This window comes from Nitrospirillum bahiense, assembly GCF_007828025.1.
GTDB classification, from domain to species: domain Bacteria; phylum Pseudomonadota; class Alphaproteobacteria; order Azospirillales; family Azospirillaceae; genus Nitrospirillum; species Nitrospirillum amazonense.
This window is the reverse complement of sequence record NZ_VITO01000027.1, coordinates 1-16,827: the sequence shown is the minus strand read 5'-3', so window position 1 is coordinate 16,827 and position 16,827 is coordinate 1. Positions and strand designations below refer to the sequence as shown.

Genomic DNA, 16,827 nt, shown 5'->3' with positions numbered 1-16,827 from the left:
TCAGAAGGACTGGCCGATGCTGACGTACAGCTGCCACATGCTGTCGCCGCTGCGGCGATCCAGCGGCACGCCCACGTCCAGGCGCAGGGGACCGAAAGAGGTGAAATAGCGCACGCCCAGGCCGGCGCCCCAGCGCATGCCCTGGCTCAGGTCCGGATAGGCGGACTCGAAGACGTTGCCGCCGTCGATGAAGGGCACCAGGCCGATGGTGTCGGTCAGGCGGATGCGCAGCTCGGCGCTGGTTTCGATCAGCGAGCGGCCGCCGGTGGGGTCGTTGTTGACGTCCAGCGGACCTACCTTCTGATAGGCGTAGCCGCGAACCGAGCCGCCGCCGCCGGCGAAGAAGCGCTTGTCGGCCGGCACCAGGGCCAGCGAGCCGCCGAAGACGGCGCCCAGGTTCACCCGCGCCGCGAAGACATAGGCCTTGGCGTCGTCCAGCGCCCAATAGCCGCTGCCGCCGGCCTTGCCGATGACGAAGGTGCCGCTGTCGCCGAAGGGGCTGAAATAGGGGATGAGGCCGGTGTTCCAGCGATAACCCTGCGTGGGGTTCAAAAGGTTGTCGGTGTTGTCGAAGTTCAGCGTCACCGGCACGCCCACCAGGGTGTTGTCGGTGGTGGTCAACACGCCGTTGCCCGTCAGGTCCTGCCGGATGGAAGATTGCTCCAGCGTCACGCCGGCGCTGGCCGTCAGATGGGGCGTCAGCGGGTGGGTGACGATGGCCCCCAGCGTCAGGGCGTCGCGCGAGTAGGCTTCCGGATGCTCCGACACCGCCAGGGCCGACAGGTTCAAGGTGGTGTCGGTTTCCAGGAAGTCGGGCTTCTTCAGGGTGGTGCCCAGGCTGTAGTCCAACCCGTCGGAATCGCGGAACTTCTTGCGGGCGATGCCGCCGATGGACCCGGTGACGGTCAGCGCCTCCGCCCCGCCCAGGAAGTTGCGGTCGCCCCAGGTGGCGGTGGCGGCCGCCCCATCGGTGGTGCCGTAGGTCAGGCCGGTGTTGACGAAGTGGCGGTCCCGCTCCTCCATCTGGCCCAGCATGGGAACCTCGCGCGACCCGTCCGGCTGCACCGTGCCCGGCACGTCGTCCAGAACCACCCGCACCTGGGAGAAGACGCCCAGGTCCGTCAGCTTGTTGCGGGCGGTATCGACCTTGGCCGGGTCGTACACGTCGCCCGGCTTCCACGGCAGGCGGCCATAGGCGACCTCGGGGTCCAGGCGGCCCAGGCCGGTGAAGGTGGTGGGGCCGAAGCGCACCAGCGGCCCCGGGTCCAGGGTGAAGGCCACGGCCATGGTGTGGGCCTGCACGTCCACCGCCAGGTCGCGCTGTCCCACCTTGGCGCGGGCGTAGCCGCGCGTCGCCATCAGGGGCGTCACGGCCGCCTCCGCGTCACGGATGGCCGGCCCCCGGGCGGGATCGCCCGGCTTCAGGTGCAGCTTGCCCAGGTCCAGCGGGCCGCCGGGGGGCGGGGAGCCGTCGGTCTGGGTCAGGGTGATCTTGGAGATGGTGTAGCGCTGGCGCGGCGTCACCTCGATGACCACGGCCACCGGTTTGGCGTCGGCGTCCACCTTCACCATGACGCTGCCATCGAAATAGCCTTCGGAACGCAATGCGGCCGCCAGCTTGTCGTAATCGTTGTCGATGCGCTTCTCCAGGCCCAGCAGCGACGACGGCGGATCGTTCTGCAGGGTGATGAGGGAAGAGGCGCTGCGCAGCACGTCCATCAGGCCGTCGTCGGCCTCAACGCCCGGGGCCGGATGGAAATCCACGGTGTAGGTCGCCGGCGGCGGCTCCGCGTCCGGCTGGCCGGCGGGGGCGACGTCGGGCGCCTGCTCCGCCTTGCGCGCCAGCACGGCGCCGGGTGTGTCCGCATCATCGGACGAGTCCGCGGGCGTATCGGCGGTGGGCCTATCGGCGGTCTGGGTGGCGGCGCCTTGGGAACCACCGTCCTTGGGCGCGTCCTTGCCGGCCGCGTCGTCGGGCTTGGACGGCGGTGTGGCGGGGGACGACGCCGGCTGGGCCGCGGGCGCATCTTGGGCGTAGCCCTGCGCGGACCAGCACACAAAGGGCAGGGCCAGGCTCAGGGAGGGGAGCAGCGCCAAGGCGATCGGGCGGACCGGCGCTCGGTGCTGAAGGCGGGGGGCGGCGAAGGGCGACGCGGGCTCCAACGGCTGCGGGTGGTCGGGCGGGCTTTGGGGCCAGGCGGATGACGGGCCGGGGCGGGGCGCCCGGGCGGGGGTTTTTGCCTCCTTGTTTTTCGACCCATACGCCGGCGGACAGCGTTAAGTCTTTGTGACGGCACGGGGGCCGGCCCAGCTGCCCCGATTGAGGAAAAGGGCCGGCGGACATGAGCTTAACCAACAAGATCGTGGCAAATTTATAGTCTGCCTTGCGGTACCCGTAACCCCCTCTTGCGTCCAACCCCCTTCGGCAGGCCTTTCTCCCGACCCTGCCAATAGCTATATTCCGCCTCGTGAAACCCGGTCCCGGCGCCGATGCGTCAGGGGGCGGGCTTTTGTTTTTGGGCCATCGCCAGGCGCACGTCGCGTTTTTGGACCGGGCCCCAAGCTTCGCGGGATTAGCGTCCAATGGATATGCGTAACATCGCCATCATCGCGCACGTCGACCATGGCAAGACCACCTTGGTTGACGTGCTGCTGCGCCAGTCGGGCGCTTTCCGCGACAACCAGCAGGTCGCCGAGCGCGCCATGGACAGCAACGACCTGGAGCGTGAGCGCGGCATCACCATCCTGGCGAAGTGCACCAGCGTCCTGTGGGAAGGCACCCGCATCAACATCGTCGACACCCCCGGCCACGCCGACTTCGGCGGCGAGGTGGAGCGTATCCTGAGCATGGTCGACGGCGTCATCCTGCTGTGCGACGCCGCCGAGGGCCCGCTGCCGCAGACCAAGTTCGTGCTGGGCAAGTCGCTGAAGCTGGGCCTGAAGCCCATCGTCGTCATCAACAAGGTCGACCGTTCCGACGCCCGTCCGGACGAAGTGCACAGCGAGGTGTTCGACCTGTTCGCGGCGCTGGACGCCAGCGACGAGCAGCTGGACTTCCCGACCCTGTTCGCCTCGGGCCGCAACGGCTGGGCGGCGGAAAGCCTGGACGCCCCGCGTGAGGACATGCGCCCGCTGTTCGAGCTGGTGCTGCGCCACGTGCCGGCGCCCAAGGTGGACGTCGACGCCCCCTTCACCATGCTGGCCACCACGCTGGAAGCCAACCCCTACCTGGGCCGCCTGCTGACGGGCCGCATCCAGACCGGTGTCGCCCGCGCCAACATGGCCATCAAGGCCCTGACCGCTGACGGCAAGCTGATCGAGCAGGGCCGCATCTCCAAGCTGCTGGCTTTCCGCGGGCTGGAGCGCGTGGGCGTGGAAGAGGCGCAGGCGGGTGACATCGTCGCCATCGCCGGCCTGACCAAGACCACCGTGGCCGACACCATCTGCGAGCCGCTGGTGTCCGAGCCGCTGGCCGCCCAGCCCATCGACCCGCCGACCCTGGCCATGACCTTCAGCGTCAATGACAGCCCGCTGGCTGGCCGAGAAGGCGACAAGGTCACCAGCCGCATGATCCGCGACCGCCTGATGCGCGAGGCCGAGGGCAACGTCGCCCTGCGGGTGCGCGAGACCGAGAACGCCGACGCGTTCGAGGTGGCCGGCCGTGGCGAACTGCAGCTGGGCATCCTGATCGAGAACATGCGCCGCGAAGGCTATGAGCTGTCGATCTCCCGTCCCCGCGTGCTGCTGAAGACGGACGAGAACGGCCAGCGCATGGAGCCGATCGAGGAAGTCGTGGTCGACGTGGACGAGGAATTCTCGGGCGTCGTCGTCCAGAAAATCTCCGAGCGCAAGGGTGACATGCTGGAGATGCGTCCGTCCGGCGCCGGCAAGGTCCGCCTGGTGTTCCACGTGCCGTCGCGCGGCCTGATCGGTTACCAGAGCGAGTTCCTGACCGACACCCGCGGCACCGGCCTGATGAACCGCCTGTACCACGGTTACGCCCCGTACAAGGGTCCCATCCAGGGCCGCCGCAATGGCGTGCTGATCTCCAACGGCGAGGGTGAGGCCGTGGCCTACGCCCTGTGGAACCTGGAGGACCGCGGTCCCATGATGATCGAACCGGGCGCCAAGGTGTACCAGGGCATGATCATCGGCGAGCACAGCCGTGGCAACGACCTGGAAGTGAACGTCCTGAAGGGCAAGCAGCTGACCAACATCCGCGCCGCCGGCAAGGACGAGGCCGTGCGCCTGACCACGCCGATGGACATGTCCCTGGAAAAGGCCCTGGCCTACATCGAGGACGAGGAACTGGTTGAAGTGACGCCGAAGTCCATCCGCCTGCGCAAGCGCCTGCTGGACCCGACCGACCGCAAGCGCGCCCAGAAGCAGGCCGAAGCCGGCTGATCGCTGGCCATTCCGGTTTGATCAGTTCGAAGCCCCGTCCACCCACCGGTGGGCGGGGTTTTCGTTTAAGGAAGCGCCGCGCACGAACGTCCAATACCGGCCTGCGGTCGGCCCGGCATGGTGAAGGTCTTGCCAACCTGGAGACCGTCATGCCGCCCACCCCCATCCGCTTCGCCGACAAGTTCGCCCTGTTCACCGAGCAGTGGCAGCCCAAAGTGGTGGCGGAAATGAACGACTATCAGTTCAAGCTGTCGCGCCTTGAGGGCGACTTCCTCTGGCACGCCCACGCCGACACGGATGAGACCTTCATCGTGCTGGAGGGAACGCTGCGCCTGGACTTTCGCGACGGCGCCATCACCCTGGGCCCTGGTGAGATGGCCGTGGTGCCCAAGGGCGTGGAGCACAAGCCCTCGGCCGAGGCGGAGGTGAAGCTGCTGCTGATCGAACCGCGCGGCGTGGTCAACACGGGCGACGCCGGCACGGGTGAGCGCACGGCGCTGAACGACGTGTGGATTTAAGCGACCACCCTGCGAATATCCGCCGTCTCCAGCACCGCCTGGGGTGCCCCTCTCTCGGCGGCGTTCAGCATGGCTTGGCCGATCTCCACCGTGGTCAGAACCTGATTGGGGAACAGGCGGCGGGCCAGGGGCAGCAGCGGCGCCGTCAGTGTGTAGAACAGGCGATAGACGCTGGTCTTGGACCGGGCGCCATGCAGGGGCGGGATCAGGCCGGGACGGAACAGGTACACCGCCTTGAAGGGCAGGCGCCGCAAATCGTTTTCCGTCCGGCCCTTGACCCTTGCCCACATGGTGCGCCCCCGCTCCGTCCCGTCCGTGCCGGAACCGGAGACGTAGATGAAGGTCATGCCCGAGTTCAGGCGGGCCAGGGTGCGCGCCACCTCCAGCGTCAGGCCGTGGGTGATGCGGGTGTAGGCGTCCTCGGTCATGCCGGATGAGGAGACGCCTAGGCAGAAGAAGCAGGCGTCATAGCCGGCCAGCAGCCCGTCCAGCGTTTCCCAGTCCGTCATACCCGGATCGGTCATGGCGGGAAGGGTCAATTCCGACAGTTTGGCATGGGTGAGGCCGGTGGCGGTGCGGCCCACGGCCAGGACTTGGGTGACCCGGGGGTCGTGCAGGCATTCCCGCATGACCCCCTGGCCCACCATGCCGGTCGCCCCGAACAGGATGACCTTCATGGCGTGCGTCCTTACGAGCGGGTGGGCGGCGTGAGCACCGCCTGGGGTGCCGTTTCCGGCAGGGCGGGGACGGGGCCGTCATAGGCCACGTCGGTCGAGCGGCTGACAGCCTCCCACGCCGCCAGCTGGGCCGCGCGCTCGCCGTCGGCCAGGCCGAAATAGTGCAGGGCGTCGCTGCCCAGCAGCAGATGCGGGGGCAGGGTGGGATGGTCGGCGAGGCGCAGGATCAATTGGGCAATCTTGGCCGGGTCGCCGGCCTCATTGCCGATATAGGGTTTGAACATCTCCACCAGCGCGCCGACCGAGGCCTGGTAGTCCGGCATGACGGCCGGCGTGTCGCGCAGCGAGCGGGTGCCCCAGCCGGTACGCATGCCGCCGGGCTCCAGGGCGCAGATCTGGATGCCCAATGGGTTGACTTCGCCCGCCAGCACCTCTGTCAGGCCCCCCACGGCCCATTTGGCCGCCTGGTAGGCGCTGAGCCCCGGCCGGCCCAGCCGCCCGCCGACGGAGGACACCTGCAGGATGTGACCGGACCGCTGGGCGCGCATCACCGGCAGGGCGGCATGGGTGACGTTGACCACGCCCATCAGGTTGGTGTCGATCTGGGCGCGGAAGACCTCCAGGTCCATCTGTTCGAACGGGGCGACGTCGGCGTAGCCGGCATTGTTCACCACCACGTCCAGGCGGCCGAAGGCATCCACCGCCTGGGCCACGGCGGCGCGGGCGGCGGCCGCGTCGGTCACGTCCAGCGCCAGGGTGCGCACTTGGTCGCCATACCGGGCGTGCAGGTCGGCCAGCCGCTCCGGCTGGCGGGCGGTGGCCACCAGGCGGTGACCGGCGGCCAGCACGGCCTCGGCGATATCGCGGCCCAGCCCGGCGGCGCTGCCGGTGACCAGCCAAACCTTTGAAACGGTGCTCATGATGAAGACTCCATTGATGGAAGGAAAATTGAGCGATCAATCACTCATTTATCAGGCGAGAAACGGGCATGGGCCGGGTGGATACGCCTCGGCGGTTAGCGGCTGAGGGCGTTCCATAGGGCGTCGAAACCGGCGGCGCGGTAACGCTCGGCGCTGTCGGGCTGACGCAGGATGAAGTCCATGGTGGTCTCCGCCAGCGAGGTCAGGATGGCGGCCACGAAATCAGGGGGCTGGTCCCGCATCAGGCCTTGGGCCACGCCCTCCCGCATCACACCGTCGATGCGGGCGAAACCCTCGCTGCCCAGCGCCCGCGTCTCGGGCGTCAGGCGGTCCGACACGATCAGCTGCGCCATGGCGCGGCGCCGCGCCGGGTCGCGCACGCCCCAGTCGACATAGCGGTCCCAGATATGGCGCACCCGGTCGCGCAGGGGGCCGTCGGCGGGATAGGCCGTCATCATGGCCTGGCGCAACTCCCCCTTCAGCGCCAGGTACAGCTGGTTCAGCAACAGGTCCTTGGTGGCGAAATAGGTGAACAGCGTGCCCTCTGCCACGCCGGCCAGGCTGGCGATGCGGGCGGTGGGGGCGCCCAGGCCCTGGTCGGCAATGACCTGGGCAGCCGCCGCCAGGATGGCGTCGCGCTTCTCTTCGCTTTTGGGCCGGGCCATGGAAACACCAAAGGGAATAAAGAGTGAGTGAGCACTCAATATAGCGGCCTCGGCTGGAATGCCAAGTGCGCGACGTCACAGGGGGTGGGACGCGTGCGGCGTTTGATCCGAATCAGGGCGGCGCCCGCAGACGCAAGTTAAGTTTCGATGCGAGGGCGCAACCGCACGCAAGGGTGTTTCGCGCTTTGGTGGTGCGGCGGCTGGTGAGCATGCTTGCGCCCGGATTGGTAAATGGCCAAGACTAGGGGCGGGGGATGACGAAAGGCCGCCCCCACCGGAATTTCCACCGCCTTTCCCGCCGGCCCCGTTAACCTTGACAGGGGCGCCGGTGGGGCGGGCCGCCCTATGATAGACAGGGCATGAAATCGTTCGGGAAGAGAGGAACATCATGGTCGAAGTGGTCATCGCCGGCGCCGCGCGCACGCCCATCGGCAGCTTCAACGGTGCGCTCAGCAGCCTGTCGGCTGTCGCTCTTGGCACCGTGGCCGTCACCGAGGCCCTGCGCCGCGCCCATGTCGACGCCGCCGAGGTGTCCGAGGTCGTGCTGGGCCATGTGCTGAAGGCCGCCACCGGCCAGAACAGCGCCCGCCAGGTGTCCGTCGCCGCCGGCGTGCCGGTGGAGCGCACCGCCTACACCCTGGACCAGGTCTGCGGGTCCGGCCTGCGCGCCGTGGCCCAGGGCTTCCAGGCCATCCGCCTGGGCGAGGCCGAGGTGGTGGTGGCCGGCGGCATGGAAAGCATGAGCCAAGCCCCCCACGCCATCCACCTGCGCAACGGCACCAAGATGGGTGACGCCAGCATGGTAGACACCATGATCAAGGACGGCCTGTGGGACGCCTTCAACAACTACCACATGGGCACGACGGCCGAGAACGTGGCCAAGAAGTGGGAAATCTCCCGCGAGGCCCAGGACGCCTTCGCCGCCGGCAGCCAGCAGAAGGCCGAGGCCGCGCAGAAGGCCGGCCGCTTCAAGGATGAGATCGTCCCCGTCACTGTGCCCGGCCGCAAGGGCGACGTGGTGGTCGAGGCCGACGAATACCCCAAGGCCGGCACCACGGCCGAGACGCTGGCCAAGCTGCGCCCGGCCTTCGCCAAGGACGGCACCGTCACCGCCGGCAACGCCTCGGGCATCAACGACGGCGCCGCGGCGCTGGTGCTGATGACGGCCGAGAACGCCGCCAAGCGCGGGGTGAAGCCGCTGGCCCGCATCGTTTCCTGGGCCACCGCCGGCGTCGACCCGTCCATCATGGGCACGGGCCCCATCCCGTCCAGCAAGCTGGCGCTGCAGCGCGCCGGCTGGACGGTCGCCGACCTGGACCTGATTGAGGCCAACGAGGCCTTCGCCGCGCAGGCCTGTGCCGTCAACAAGGACATGGGCTGGCCCGACGACAAGGTGAACGTCAACGGCGGCGCCATCGCCCTGGGCCACCCGATTGGCGCCTCCGGCGCGCGTGTGCTGGTGACCCTGCTGCATGAGATGCAGAAGCGGGACGCCAAGAAGGGCCTGGTCACGCTGTGCATCGGCGGCGGCATGGGCATCGCCATGTGCGTGGCCCGTGACTGATTGATGCGGTGCGCGACTGGAAATGATCTTTCCGGTCGCGCAACCAGCTAGGTTTTGCCTGGGGTTTGGCGTGGAGTGATCGCGCCGGCCCAGGCTGGGGGGCCGGGATGCCGGGCGAATGCCGATCCTCCTGAAGCGTGACGTTCTATGGACGTATTCTGACTCGTGAAAAAGGGGAGGATTAGATGACAGCGCGTGTTGCATTGGTGACGGGTGGTACCCGCGGCATCGGTGAAGCCATCTCGGTGGCGCTGAGGGACGCCGGCTATAGGGTTGCGGCCAACTACGGCGGCAACGAGCAGAAGGCGCGCGAGTTCACGGAGCGGACGGGCATCCCCGCCTATCGCTTCGACGTGGCCAGTTTCGAGGATGTGCGGCACGGCATGACCAAGATCGAGCATGATCTGGGCCCGATCGAGATCATCGTCAACAACGCCGGCATCACCCGCGACGGCGTGCTGCACCGCATGGATTTCGAGCAGTGGAACGAGGTCATCCAGACCAACCTCGCCTCCTGCTTCAACACCTGCCGCGTGGCCATCGACGGCATGCGGGCGCGCGGCTTCGGCCGCATCGTCAACATCGGCTCCATCAACGGCCAGGCCGGCCAGTACGGCCAGGTGAACTACGCCGCCGCCAAGTCCGGCATCCATGGCTTCACCAAGGCCATGGCGCAGGAAGGGGCGGGCAAGGGCGTGACGGTCAACGCCATCGCCCCGGGCTATATCGACACCGACATGGTTCGCGCCGTGCCGCCCAACGTGCTGGAGAAGATCGTCGCCAAGATCCCCGTCGGCCGCCTGGGCAAGGCAGAGGAGATCGCCCGCGGCGTGCTGTTCCTGGTGGCGGACGACGCCGGCTTCATCACCGGCTCCACGCTGTCCATCAACGGTGGTCAGCACATGTATTAAGAGGTCCCTCAGGCGCCGGGCGGCGGCATCCGCCGCCTTGGCTTGTCCTCGCGTTTCAGTCCGCTACGCTCCCCAAAACGCTCCCCAAAACGCTCCCCAAAACGCTCCGACGGCCGCGGTCGCGGCCTGGGAAATTTGGGGACGAGGACGTGGTGCGAGGCATTAGCCTGAGACGCGTGCCTTGAGGTATGACAGGGGCGGGTCCGGTGACGGGCCCGCCTTTTGTCATGGGTGCAGCCATGTCCGACCAGCCGTCCGCCTCACCACATCTTTATCCCGACCAGCCCCGCGTGGGCGTCGGCGTGCTGGTTTGGAAGGGGGACCAGCTGCTGTTGATCCGGCGGGCCAAGGCGCCCCTGGCCGGGGAATGGTGCCTGCCGGGCGGCAGCCAGGAATTGGGCGAAACCCTGTTCCAGACGGCGGCGCGGGAGGTGCGGGAGGAAACCGCCATCGCCTGCCGGCCCTACACCGTACTGACGGCGGTGGACGGCATCACCCGCGACCCGCGTCCCCAGGGTGCCGGGCCGGAGGTGGAGCCCCGCGTGCGCTTCCACTTCACCATCGTGGAAATCATGGCGGAGTATACGGGCGGGGAGCCCCAGGCGGGCGATGACGCGGCGGCGGCGCTGTGGGCCGACCGAGCGGCCTGCGAGCGGCTGGTGACTTGGCCCTCGATCAAGGCGGTGGTGGATCTGGGCTGGGCGGCGCGGGCCGCCACCGGACGGGGGTAACAGGCATGGACAGCGCGGTTGGGAACGACAAGGCGACGGCGGTGGGCGGCATGACCGCCCGGCGCGCCACCCTCATCGGTGCCAGCGCCATCCTGCTGTGGTCCACCCTGGCGCTGCTGACCACGTTGACCGGCCCCATCCCGCCGTTCGAAATCGAGGCGGTGGCCTTCGCCGTGGCGGGCCTGGTCGGCATCGTCTGGATGGCGGCGCGCGGCCGGTCACCCAGGGCGGCGTTGCGCCAGCCCCCCGTCGCCTGGCTGCTGGGGGTAGGGGGGCTGTTCGGCTATCACTTCCTGTACTTCCTGGCGCTGAAGTCGGCGCCAGCGGCGGAGGCCAACCTCATCAACTATCTGTGGCCGCTGTTGATCGTGCTGTTCGCCGGGCTGCTGCCGGGGGAGCGTCTGGGCCGCCGCGAGGTACTGGGCGCCCTGGTCGGGCTGGCGGGCACCGGCCTGCTCGTCACCGGGGGCCGGGGCATCGCCATCGACCCCGCCTATCTGCCGGGCTTCCTGGCCGCCGCCGGGGCCGCCGTCACCTGGGGCGCCTATTCCACCCTGTCGCGCCTGCTGGGCGCCGTGCCCACCGACGCCGTGGCCTTCTTCTGCCTGGCCACCGCGGCGCTGTCGGCCCTCTGCCATTGGGGACTGGAGGCGACGGTGGCGCCCGACGCCGGGCAGTGGGCCTTGCTGGCGCTGATGGGCCTGGGCCCCGTGGGGGCGGCCTTCTTCGTCTGGGACATCGGCATGAAGAAGGGTGACATCCACACCCTGGGCGCGCTCAGTTACGCCACGCCGCTCCTGTCCACCCTGCTGCTGATCCTGACCGGCCGGGCCCAGCCCAGCGGCGTGGTCGCCGCCTCCTGCCTGCTCATCATCGCCGGCGCCGTCATCGCCAGCTGGAAGCCCCGCCGCGCCTGAAACTTTTCGCACATATAGCGCTTGCGCAAGCGGTCCGCTTCCGCTACGTTCCGCGCCGCTTCGCCAGCCGGCCCCTTTCCCGTTCGACAGCAAAACGGGGGCCGGACACGGGAATGGATACGGAGAGGTGCCGGAGCGGTCGAACGGGGCGGTCTCGAAAACCGTTGTACCAGCGATGGTACCGTGGGTTCGAATCCCACCCTCTCCGCCATTTTCCGCGCCGTAATTCCCTCATCTGACTACGATATCGCCGTTCTCCCACCTTACGGCTGATGCCGTGCGGCCCTATAGCGTGCGGTCGAATTCGGTCACGCCGTCGTGGCTCAGTCGGTACAGCTGGGCTGGGCGGGCGGTGGCTTTGCTGCTGGCACCGGCGATGGGTTGGATGACCCGCAATTCGTCAATCTTGCGCCGGAAGGCACTGTCGTTCAGGGCGCGGCCCAGCACGCTTTCATAAGCCGCGCGCAGGGCCGACAGGGTGAAGTGCGGCGGCAACAGGAAGGCCGGCAGAGTGGAATAGGCCGCGCGCCGCCGCCAGCGGTCGGCGGCCTTAGCCAGGATGGCGTCGTGGTCGAAGGGCAGGCCGCGTGCCTGATCCAGCGGCGTCAGCATTAGATTCCGGTCGGTGGGCAGGGACTCCGCCGGCTGCAGGGCGTAGTAGGCAATGGACGCGGACCAGCCGCGCGGATCCCGCCCGGCGCCGGAAAAGGTCATGAGCTGCTCCAGCAGCCGGGGCGTAATACCGGCTTTCTCACGCAAGACCCGCAGGGCCGCTGCAGTGGCGGACTCATCTTCGTCCGCCCGGACATAGCCGCCGACCAAGGCCATCTCATTCGCGTAGGGGGCCTTATCCCGACGTTGCAGCGCGACATGCATACACCCATCCTTCAGCACCAGCGGAATGACGTCCACGGTCAGAATCGGGCGGATCAGGTCTTCGATCATTTTTTGGGTCATTTTTATGCAACTTGCAAATAACAAATTGCATATCTCAGGCGACACGTCAATCTGGGGCGAACACAGGATGGATGAAAGGCCGTGAAAATGATCGTCGTTTGGCGTGTTGTGACCGCCTGTAATCTCACCTGTCCGTTCTGCGCCTATGACCGCCGTCTGGCCATCCCCCGCCCGGCGGCCGACATCGCCGAGATTCGGCGCTTGGCCGGCCTGCTGGCCGACTATCAGGCGGAGAGCGGCGATGAGGTGCTGGTGAGTTGGTTGGGTGGAGAGCCGTTGCTCTGGCAGCCGTTGGCGGATTTAACGGCAGCGGTGCGCGGCCTGGGCTTGGCTGTCAGCGCTACCACCAACGGCACCAGTCTCGGCAGCCCGGCTGTGCGCGCCCAGGTGGTCGCCCACTACCGGGAACTAACGATCAGCGTGGACGGTGTAGGGGGCGCCCATGACAGCCTGCGCGGCTGGGACGGCGGTTTTTCCAAGTTGGGCACTTGGATTCCCACCCTGGCCGCCGAAACGCGCGCCGCCGCCAGCGCCTTGAAGATCAAGGTCAACGTCGTGCTCACCCGCCGGACGCTGAGGGATTTCAACACCCTGTGCCAGACGGTAGCGGACTGGGGTGTAACCGAAATCACCTTCAACCAATTGGGCGGGCGTGACCGGCCGGAGTTTTATCCGGACCACCGTCTCCGTCCCCACGACTTGGACCGGTTGGAGGAGTTGCTGCCCCCCTTGCGGCGAGACTTGCTGGATAGGGGTGTCACGCTGGTTGGCGGGACCGCCTATCTGGAGCGCTTCCGGGCCAGCGCTTGGGACAGGCCGATGCCAGTGGAGGATTGCGGGCCAGGCGAGCGCTTCCTGTTCATCGATGAGGCTGGGCGGATGGCGCCCTGCAGCTTCACGGCTGAGGACTACGGCATCGATCTGTCCAGCGTGAGGACGGTGACGGATATCGCCGACCTGCCGCGGCGCTTCCGCCAATTGAGCCAGGCGGCCCGGTCCCGGCACTGCGATGACTGCCTCAGCACCCAGATCTGCGACAAGTTCAAAAGGCAACCGGCGTCCGCTGCGGCGTGACTGGGCGTCTGTTGCCTATTTCCGGCACTCGACGCACAGGCTTTCCATGATGCGCACCGGCTGCTGCGGCTCGATCTCGAAGATGTTCTCCACGTACTCGCTGCTGGCGTAGAGCGTCTTCTTGACGTGGGTGAAGCCCACGTGCTCCAGCACCCATTTCAGGGTGTCGAAGTCATAGCCGCACTTGTGGTCGTGATTGTGCAGCATGCCCATGAAGATGGCGGCGTTGGTCACGTATAGAGCGGGATCGAGCGCTTCCTTCACGTATTCCTCAAGGAAGAAGCGATCGTTGTTGAGGTAGGCCTTGGCCCATTTCTCCAGGTCGGGGACCAGGATGCGCATCTTTCCGCCGTCGGCCAGCTTCGCATAGCATTCCTTCAGGAAGGTGATGCCGTCGGTATAGCTGATGTGCTCCAGAAAATGGCTGTGGTAAATCAGGTCAAGTGAACCATCGAGGGCAGGTATTCCTTCCCTCAGATCGTGGTTCATCATGAATGTACCATCGGTGTTGTTGAGGTTTTGGTACACGCCGCCATTTTGTAAATTGGGCCAGTATCCTATATTAAGGAATCCACGATATAACATGGCACCACAGCCGAGATTATATTTCTTGAATGTATTTGACAGCGTCATCCATTGCGGATCCATTATATGATTTCCCTCCGTTGGGCTTGCGACGCGGAAAAACAGGAAGAAGAAATGAGTTTAGCGGCGGTCAAATGGGGCATCAGTGCGGCTATTTTTTAAAATCTATAGAGAGACTCATGGTTTAGCAACCGGCTGGGAGATGGCCCGCCCCCGAGGGGACGGGCCATCCAGGCGGGGGGTATCAGCAGGGGGGCGATCAACCGCTCCGGCATCACGGCAGCAGCAGCAAGGCCCCGGTCGTGCGGCCGGCCTCCAGCGCGGCGTGGGCCTGTGCCGCCTCGGCCAGCGGATAGCTGCCGCCGATGTCGGCGGTCAGGCCCCGCGCCAGCTGGGCCAACACCTCAGTGGCGGCCGCGTGGTAGATGCCGATGTCGGTCAGGCGGGCTAGGACGCTGGGCCGGGTGAAGGTGACGCCACGGTCGCGGGCCAAACCCTCCGCCGCCTCCACCGCGACCGTGCCGCCGGCCTGGCCGATGCTGGCCACCGTGCCGCCTGCCCGCGTGGCGGCGATGAACCTCGGCAGCGCGTCGCCGCCCACGCCGTCGATGGCGTAATCCACGCCCCGGCCGCCGGTCAGCGACGCGACCTCCGCCGCCACGTCGGCATCGCGGCCGATGATGACGGCATCGGCGCCATGGTGGCGGGCCAGCGCCGCCTTCTCCGCTGTGCTGGTGGTGCCGATGACCCGGGCGCCCAGTTGCCGGGCCCAGCGCGTGACCATGATGCCCAGGCCGCCGGCGGCGGCGGAAACCAGCAGCACGGTATCGGCCCTCACAGCATGGGTCGCGGCCAGCAGCATCTGCGTCGTCAACCCGCGCAGCAGCGACGCGGCGGCATCCCGGCTGGATACGGCGTCGGGCAGGGGCAGCGCGCGGTCGGCCGGTAGCAGGCGGGTGCTGGCATAGCCGCCGGCGGTCCCGGCATAGGCCACGCGCTGGCCCACCGTCAGGCCGGTGACCCCTGCGCCCAGCGCCTCGATGACGCCCACGCCCTCCACCCCCGGCACGCCACCGGGCAGGGGGTAGAGCCCCCGGCGGTGATAGGTATCGACGAAGTTGACGCCGGTGGCCTCATGGCGCAGACGCACCTCGCCCGCCCCAGGGGTCTGGGGGCCGCGCGGAGTGACACGCAATTGCTCGACGCCGCCGGGCGCGGCCACGGTGACAACGATATCAGGGGAGCTCATGTCGGGCCTCCTTCAAAGCCGATGTGACGATGACCGCGATTGTCGCGTCCTATTCTTTGTGAGAAAATTCCCGAAATTTTGCCAATATATGTGCGGAAATTAACGGAAGGAGGCGCCATGGATCGCGCCATGGACTGGGAGGATCTGCGCCATTTCGCGGCCTTGGCCACGGGCGGCAGCCTGTCGGCGGCGGCTCGCGCGCTGGGGGTGGAGCATGCCACCGTGGCCCGGCGGGTTGCGGCCTTGGAGCAGGCGCTGGGTCTCAAGCTGGTTGACCGGCGCGGCCGACGCCTGGCCCTCACGGCGGAGGGGGAGCGCATCGCCGCCGTGGCGGACCGCATGGCCCGGGATGCCCGGGCGGTGCGCCGCCTGGCCGACGGCGCCCGGTCCGACATCGCGGGCACCGTCACCATCAGCGCCCCGCCGGCCCTGGCCGTGCTGGTGCTGGCGCCCGTGCTGGCCACCTTGCGCCGGCGCCACCCAGCCCTGACGGTGACCCTGCTGGGGGAGGTGCGCAGCGCCTCGCTGGAGCGGCGGGAGGCCGATATCGCCGTGCGCATGAGCCGCCCGACGGAGGGCGACCTCACGGCGCGGAAACTGGCGCCCTTGCCCTTCCACTTTTACGCCACGCCCGCCTACCTGGCGGCCACAGCGCCCGCCGACTGGGTCTTCATCGGCAGCGCCGCCCCTTTGGACCAGTCCCCGCAGCAGCAGGTGCTGGAAGGGTTGGCGGCCGGCCGGCCCACCGTCTTCCACGGCAACACGGTGGAGATTCAGCAGGCTGCCGCCGCCAGCGGCATGGGTGTGGCGCTGCTGCCCGACTTCATGGCAGCGGACGACCCGCGCCTGGCTGCCGTGCCCGGTCCGCCCGTCCTGTCGCGCGACATGTGGCTGGTGGTGCACAGCGACATGACGGCTTCCGCCCCCATCCGGGCGACGCTGCGCTGCCTGCAGGAGGAGATGGTGGGAAGGGTGGCGCGACACGCGTGACCCTCCCGCCGCCATTGCCTATTCGAAGGCCTTGATGAAGTCGTCCGGCTTCCAGTCGGCGATGATCTTGAAACTGACCACGTTCAGATAGGCGCTCGGATGCTTGGAGCCGGCGAGGACCTCGTCCCACACGGCGCGTGCCTCCTCCGGCAGGCGACCGAAGAGATAAGCGGCGGCATAAACGCGCACGCCGTCATCCGCATCCTTCAACAGTGGCACCAAGGCCATGCGTCCCTCAGGGGCCACCGTGTCCAGAGCCTGGACGGCGTTGCCCATCTTCGGCAGGCAGGCCTTCATCGTCCGGCGATTGCCCATGATATCGGCATGGAAGTACCGTTTGACCTGGGTGCGAAATTCCTCGATCAGCGCGGCGGCGCTGGCGTCTTTTCCATGAGTGGTCATGGCGTGGCTCCTACTTCACCAGGCCGAGGGAGCGCATGACCTCCAGGCCCTTGCGCATCCGTTCCTCGAACGGGGCCGTCTTCAGGTATTCGCGTAGGCTGATGGGCGCGCCCTTATAAGCGGGGCGATTAAAGGCGGCCGTGACTTCCTCATGCAGCAGCCTGGGCACTAGCAGGCTGTTGAAAAAGCCTGTGGCTGCCTGAGTTTCAGCATGATTCACTGTTGGCCTTGGAACGGAGCCGAGGGCGGCATGCGGGGATCGG

17 protein-coding genes and 1 tRNA gene are annotated in these 16,827 nt (G+C 67.7%); 9 read left to right on the top strand and 9 right to left on the bottom strand.

What is annotated here, in order from left to right:
* Complete coding sequence (locus FBZ88_RS26675; RefSeq protein ID WP_145620046.1) at positions 1-2,097, bottom strand: autotransporter assembly complex protein TamA; 2,097 nt, start codon at positions 2,095-2,097, stop codon at positions 1-3.
* 486 nt (positions 2,098-2,583) lie between these two features.
* Here FBZ88_RS26675 and typA point away from each other — a divergent pair, with 486 nt between their 5' ends.
* On the top strand, positions 2,584-4,404 hold the full coding sequence (gene typA / locus FBZ88_RS26670) for a translational GTPase TypA (protein WP_088872138.1): 1,821 nt from the start codon (positions 2,584-2,586) through the stop codon (positions 4,402-4,404).
* A gap of 149 nt (positions 4,405-4,553) precedes the next feature.
* On the top strand, positions 4,554-4,922 hold the full coding sequence (locus FBZ88_RS26665) for a cupin domain-containing protein (RefSeq protein WP_145611204.1): 369 nt from the start codon (positions 4,554-4,556) through the stop codon (positions 4,920-4,922).
* On the opposite strand, the gene FBZ88_RS26660 is transcribed toward FBZ88_RS26665, so the two are convergent.
* The 3 genes from FBZ88_RS26660 to FBZ88_RS26650 form a co-directional block, all read right to left on the bottom strand.
* Positions 4,919-5,599, bottom strand: a complete 681-nt coding sequence (locus FBZ88_RS26660) for an NAD-dependent epimerase/dehydratase family protein (RefSeq protein ID WP_145620045.1) — start codon at positions 5,597-5,599, stop codon at positions 4,919-4,921. The genes FBZ88_RS26665 and FBZ88_RS26660 overlap by 4 nt on opposite strands.
* Positions 5,600-5,610: 11 nt before the next feature.
* Positions 5,611-6,519 carry an SDR family NAD(P)-dependent oxidoreductase gene (locus FBZ88_RS26655; protein WP_145620044.1) on the bottom strand — a complete coding sequence of 303 codons (909 nt, stop codon included), beginning with the start codon at positions 6,517-6,519 and terminating at the stop codon, positions 5,611-5,613.
* 95 nt (positions 6,520-6,614) lie between these two features.
* Complete coding sequence (locus FBZ88_RS26650) at positions 6,615-7,184, bottom strand: TetR/AcrR family transcriptional regulator (RefSeq protein WP_145620043.1); 570 nt, start codon at positions 7,182-7,184, stop codon at positions 6,615-6,617.
* 388 nt (positions 7,185-7,572) lie between these two features.
* Between FBZ88_RS26650 and FBZ88_RS26645 the strand changes: the two genes are divergently transcribed.
* From FBZ88_RS26645 to FBZ88_RS26625, 5 genes are all read left to right on the top strand, one after another.
* The gene (locus tag FBZ88_RS26645; RefSeq protein WP_145620042.1) at positions 7,573-8,748 is read left to right on the top strand and encodes an acetyl-CoA C-acetyltransferase; all 1,176 of its coding nucleotides are present in this window, start codon (positions 7,573-7,575) and stop codon (positions 8,746-8,748) included.
* A 185-nt stretch (positions 8,749-8,933) separates the two neighbouring features.
* Positions 8,934-9,659 carry an acetoacetyl-CoA reductase gene (phbB, locus tag FBZ88_RS26640; RefSeq protein WP_145620041.1) on the top strand — a complete coding sequence of 242 codons (726 nt, stop codon included), beginning with the start codon at positions 8,934-8,936 and terminating at the stop codon, positions 9,657-9,659.
* A gap of 239 nt (positions 9,660-9,898) precedes the next feature.
* On the top strand, positions 9,899-10,390 hold the full coding sequence (locus FBZ88_RS26635) for an NUDIX hydrolase (protein WP_145620040.1): 492 nt from the start codon (positions 9,899-9,901) through the stop codon (positions 10,388-10,390).
* A 5-nt stretch (positions 10,391-10,395) separates the two neighbouring features.
* Positions 10,396-11,307, top strand: a complete 912-nt coding sequence (yddG, locus tag FBZ88_RS26630; protein WP_246138875.1) for an aromatic amino acid exporter YddG — start codon at positions 10,396-10,398, stop codon at positions 11,305-11,307.
* Between the two features lie 121 nt (positions 11,308-11,428).
* Positions 11,429-11,518 (top strand) — tRNA-Ser (locus FBZ88_RS26625).
* Between the two features lie 74 nt (positions 11,519-11,592).
* On the opposite strand, the gene FBZ88_RS26620 is transcribed toward FBZ88_RS26625, so the two are convergent.
* Entirely contained in the window at positions 11,593-12,252 is a 660-nt protein-coding gene (locus FBZ88_RS26620) for an NUDIX hydrolase (RefSeq protein WP_145620039.1), read from the bottom strand.
* A 99-nt stretch (positions 12,253-12,351) separates the two neighbouring features.
* Here FBZ88_RS26620 and FBZ88_RS26615 point away from each other — a divergent pair, with 99 nt between their 5' ends.
* On the top strand, positions 12,352-13,338 hold the full coding sequence (locus FBZ88_RS26615) for a radical SAM protein (protein WP_145620038.1): 987 nt from the start codon (positions 12,352-12,354) through the stop codon (positions 13,336-13,338).
* A gap of 15 nt (positions 13,339-13,353) precedes the next feature.
* On the opposite strand, the gene FBZ88_RS26610 is transcribed toward FBZ88_RS26615, so the two are convergent.
* Both FBZ88_RS26610 and FBZ88_RS26605 read right to left on the bottom strand, forming a co-directional pair.
* Positions 13,354-13,830 carry a class I SAM-dependent methyltransferase gene (locus FBZ88_RS26610; RefSeq protein WP_186464610.1) on the bottom strand — a complete coding sequence of 159 codons (477 nt, stop codon included), beginning with the start codon at positions 13,828-13,830 and terminating at the stop codon, positions 13,354-13,356.
* Positions 13,831-14,197: 367 nt separating this feature from the next.
* A complete protein-coding gene (locus FBZ88_RS26605) occupies positions 14,198-15,172 on the bottom strand; it encodes a zinc-binding dehydrogenase (RefSeq protein WP_145620036.1) in 975 nt (324 codons plus the stop codon).
* A gap of 117 nt (positions 15,173-15,289) precedes the next feature.
* On the opposite strand from FBZ88_RS26605, the gene FBZ88_RS26600 reads away from it, so the two are divergent.
* Positions 15,290-16,162 (top strand): LysR family transcriptional regulator, encoded by an 873-nt coding sequence (locus tag FBZ88_RS26600; RefSeq protein ID WP_211102810.1) that lies wholly within the window; start codon positions 15,290-15,292, stop codon positions 16,160-16,162.
* An 18-nt stretch (positions 16,163-16,180) separates the two neighbouring features.
* On the opposite strand, the gene FBZ88_RS26595 is transcribed toward FBZ88_RS26600, so the two are convergent.
* Positions 16,181-16,564: a hypothetical protein gene (locus FBZ88_RS26595; RefSeq protein WP_145620035.1), complete on the bottom strand. Its 384-nt coding sequence runs from the start codon at positions 16,562-16,564 to the stop codon at positions 16,181-16,183.
* A 10-nt stretch (positions 16,565-16,574) separates the two neighbouring features.
* On the bottom strand, positions 16,575-16,827 hold a 253-nt coding region (locus FBZ88_RS26590; RefSeq protein WP_211102809.1), incomplete at its 5' end, for a hypothetical protein.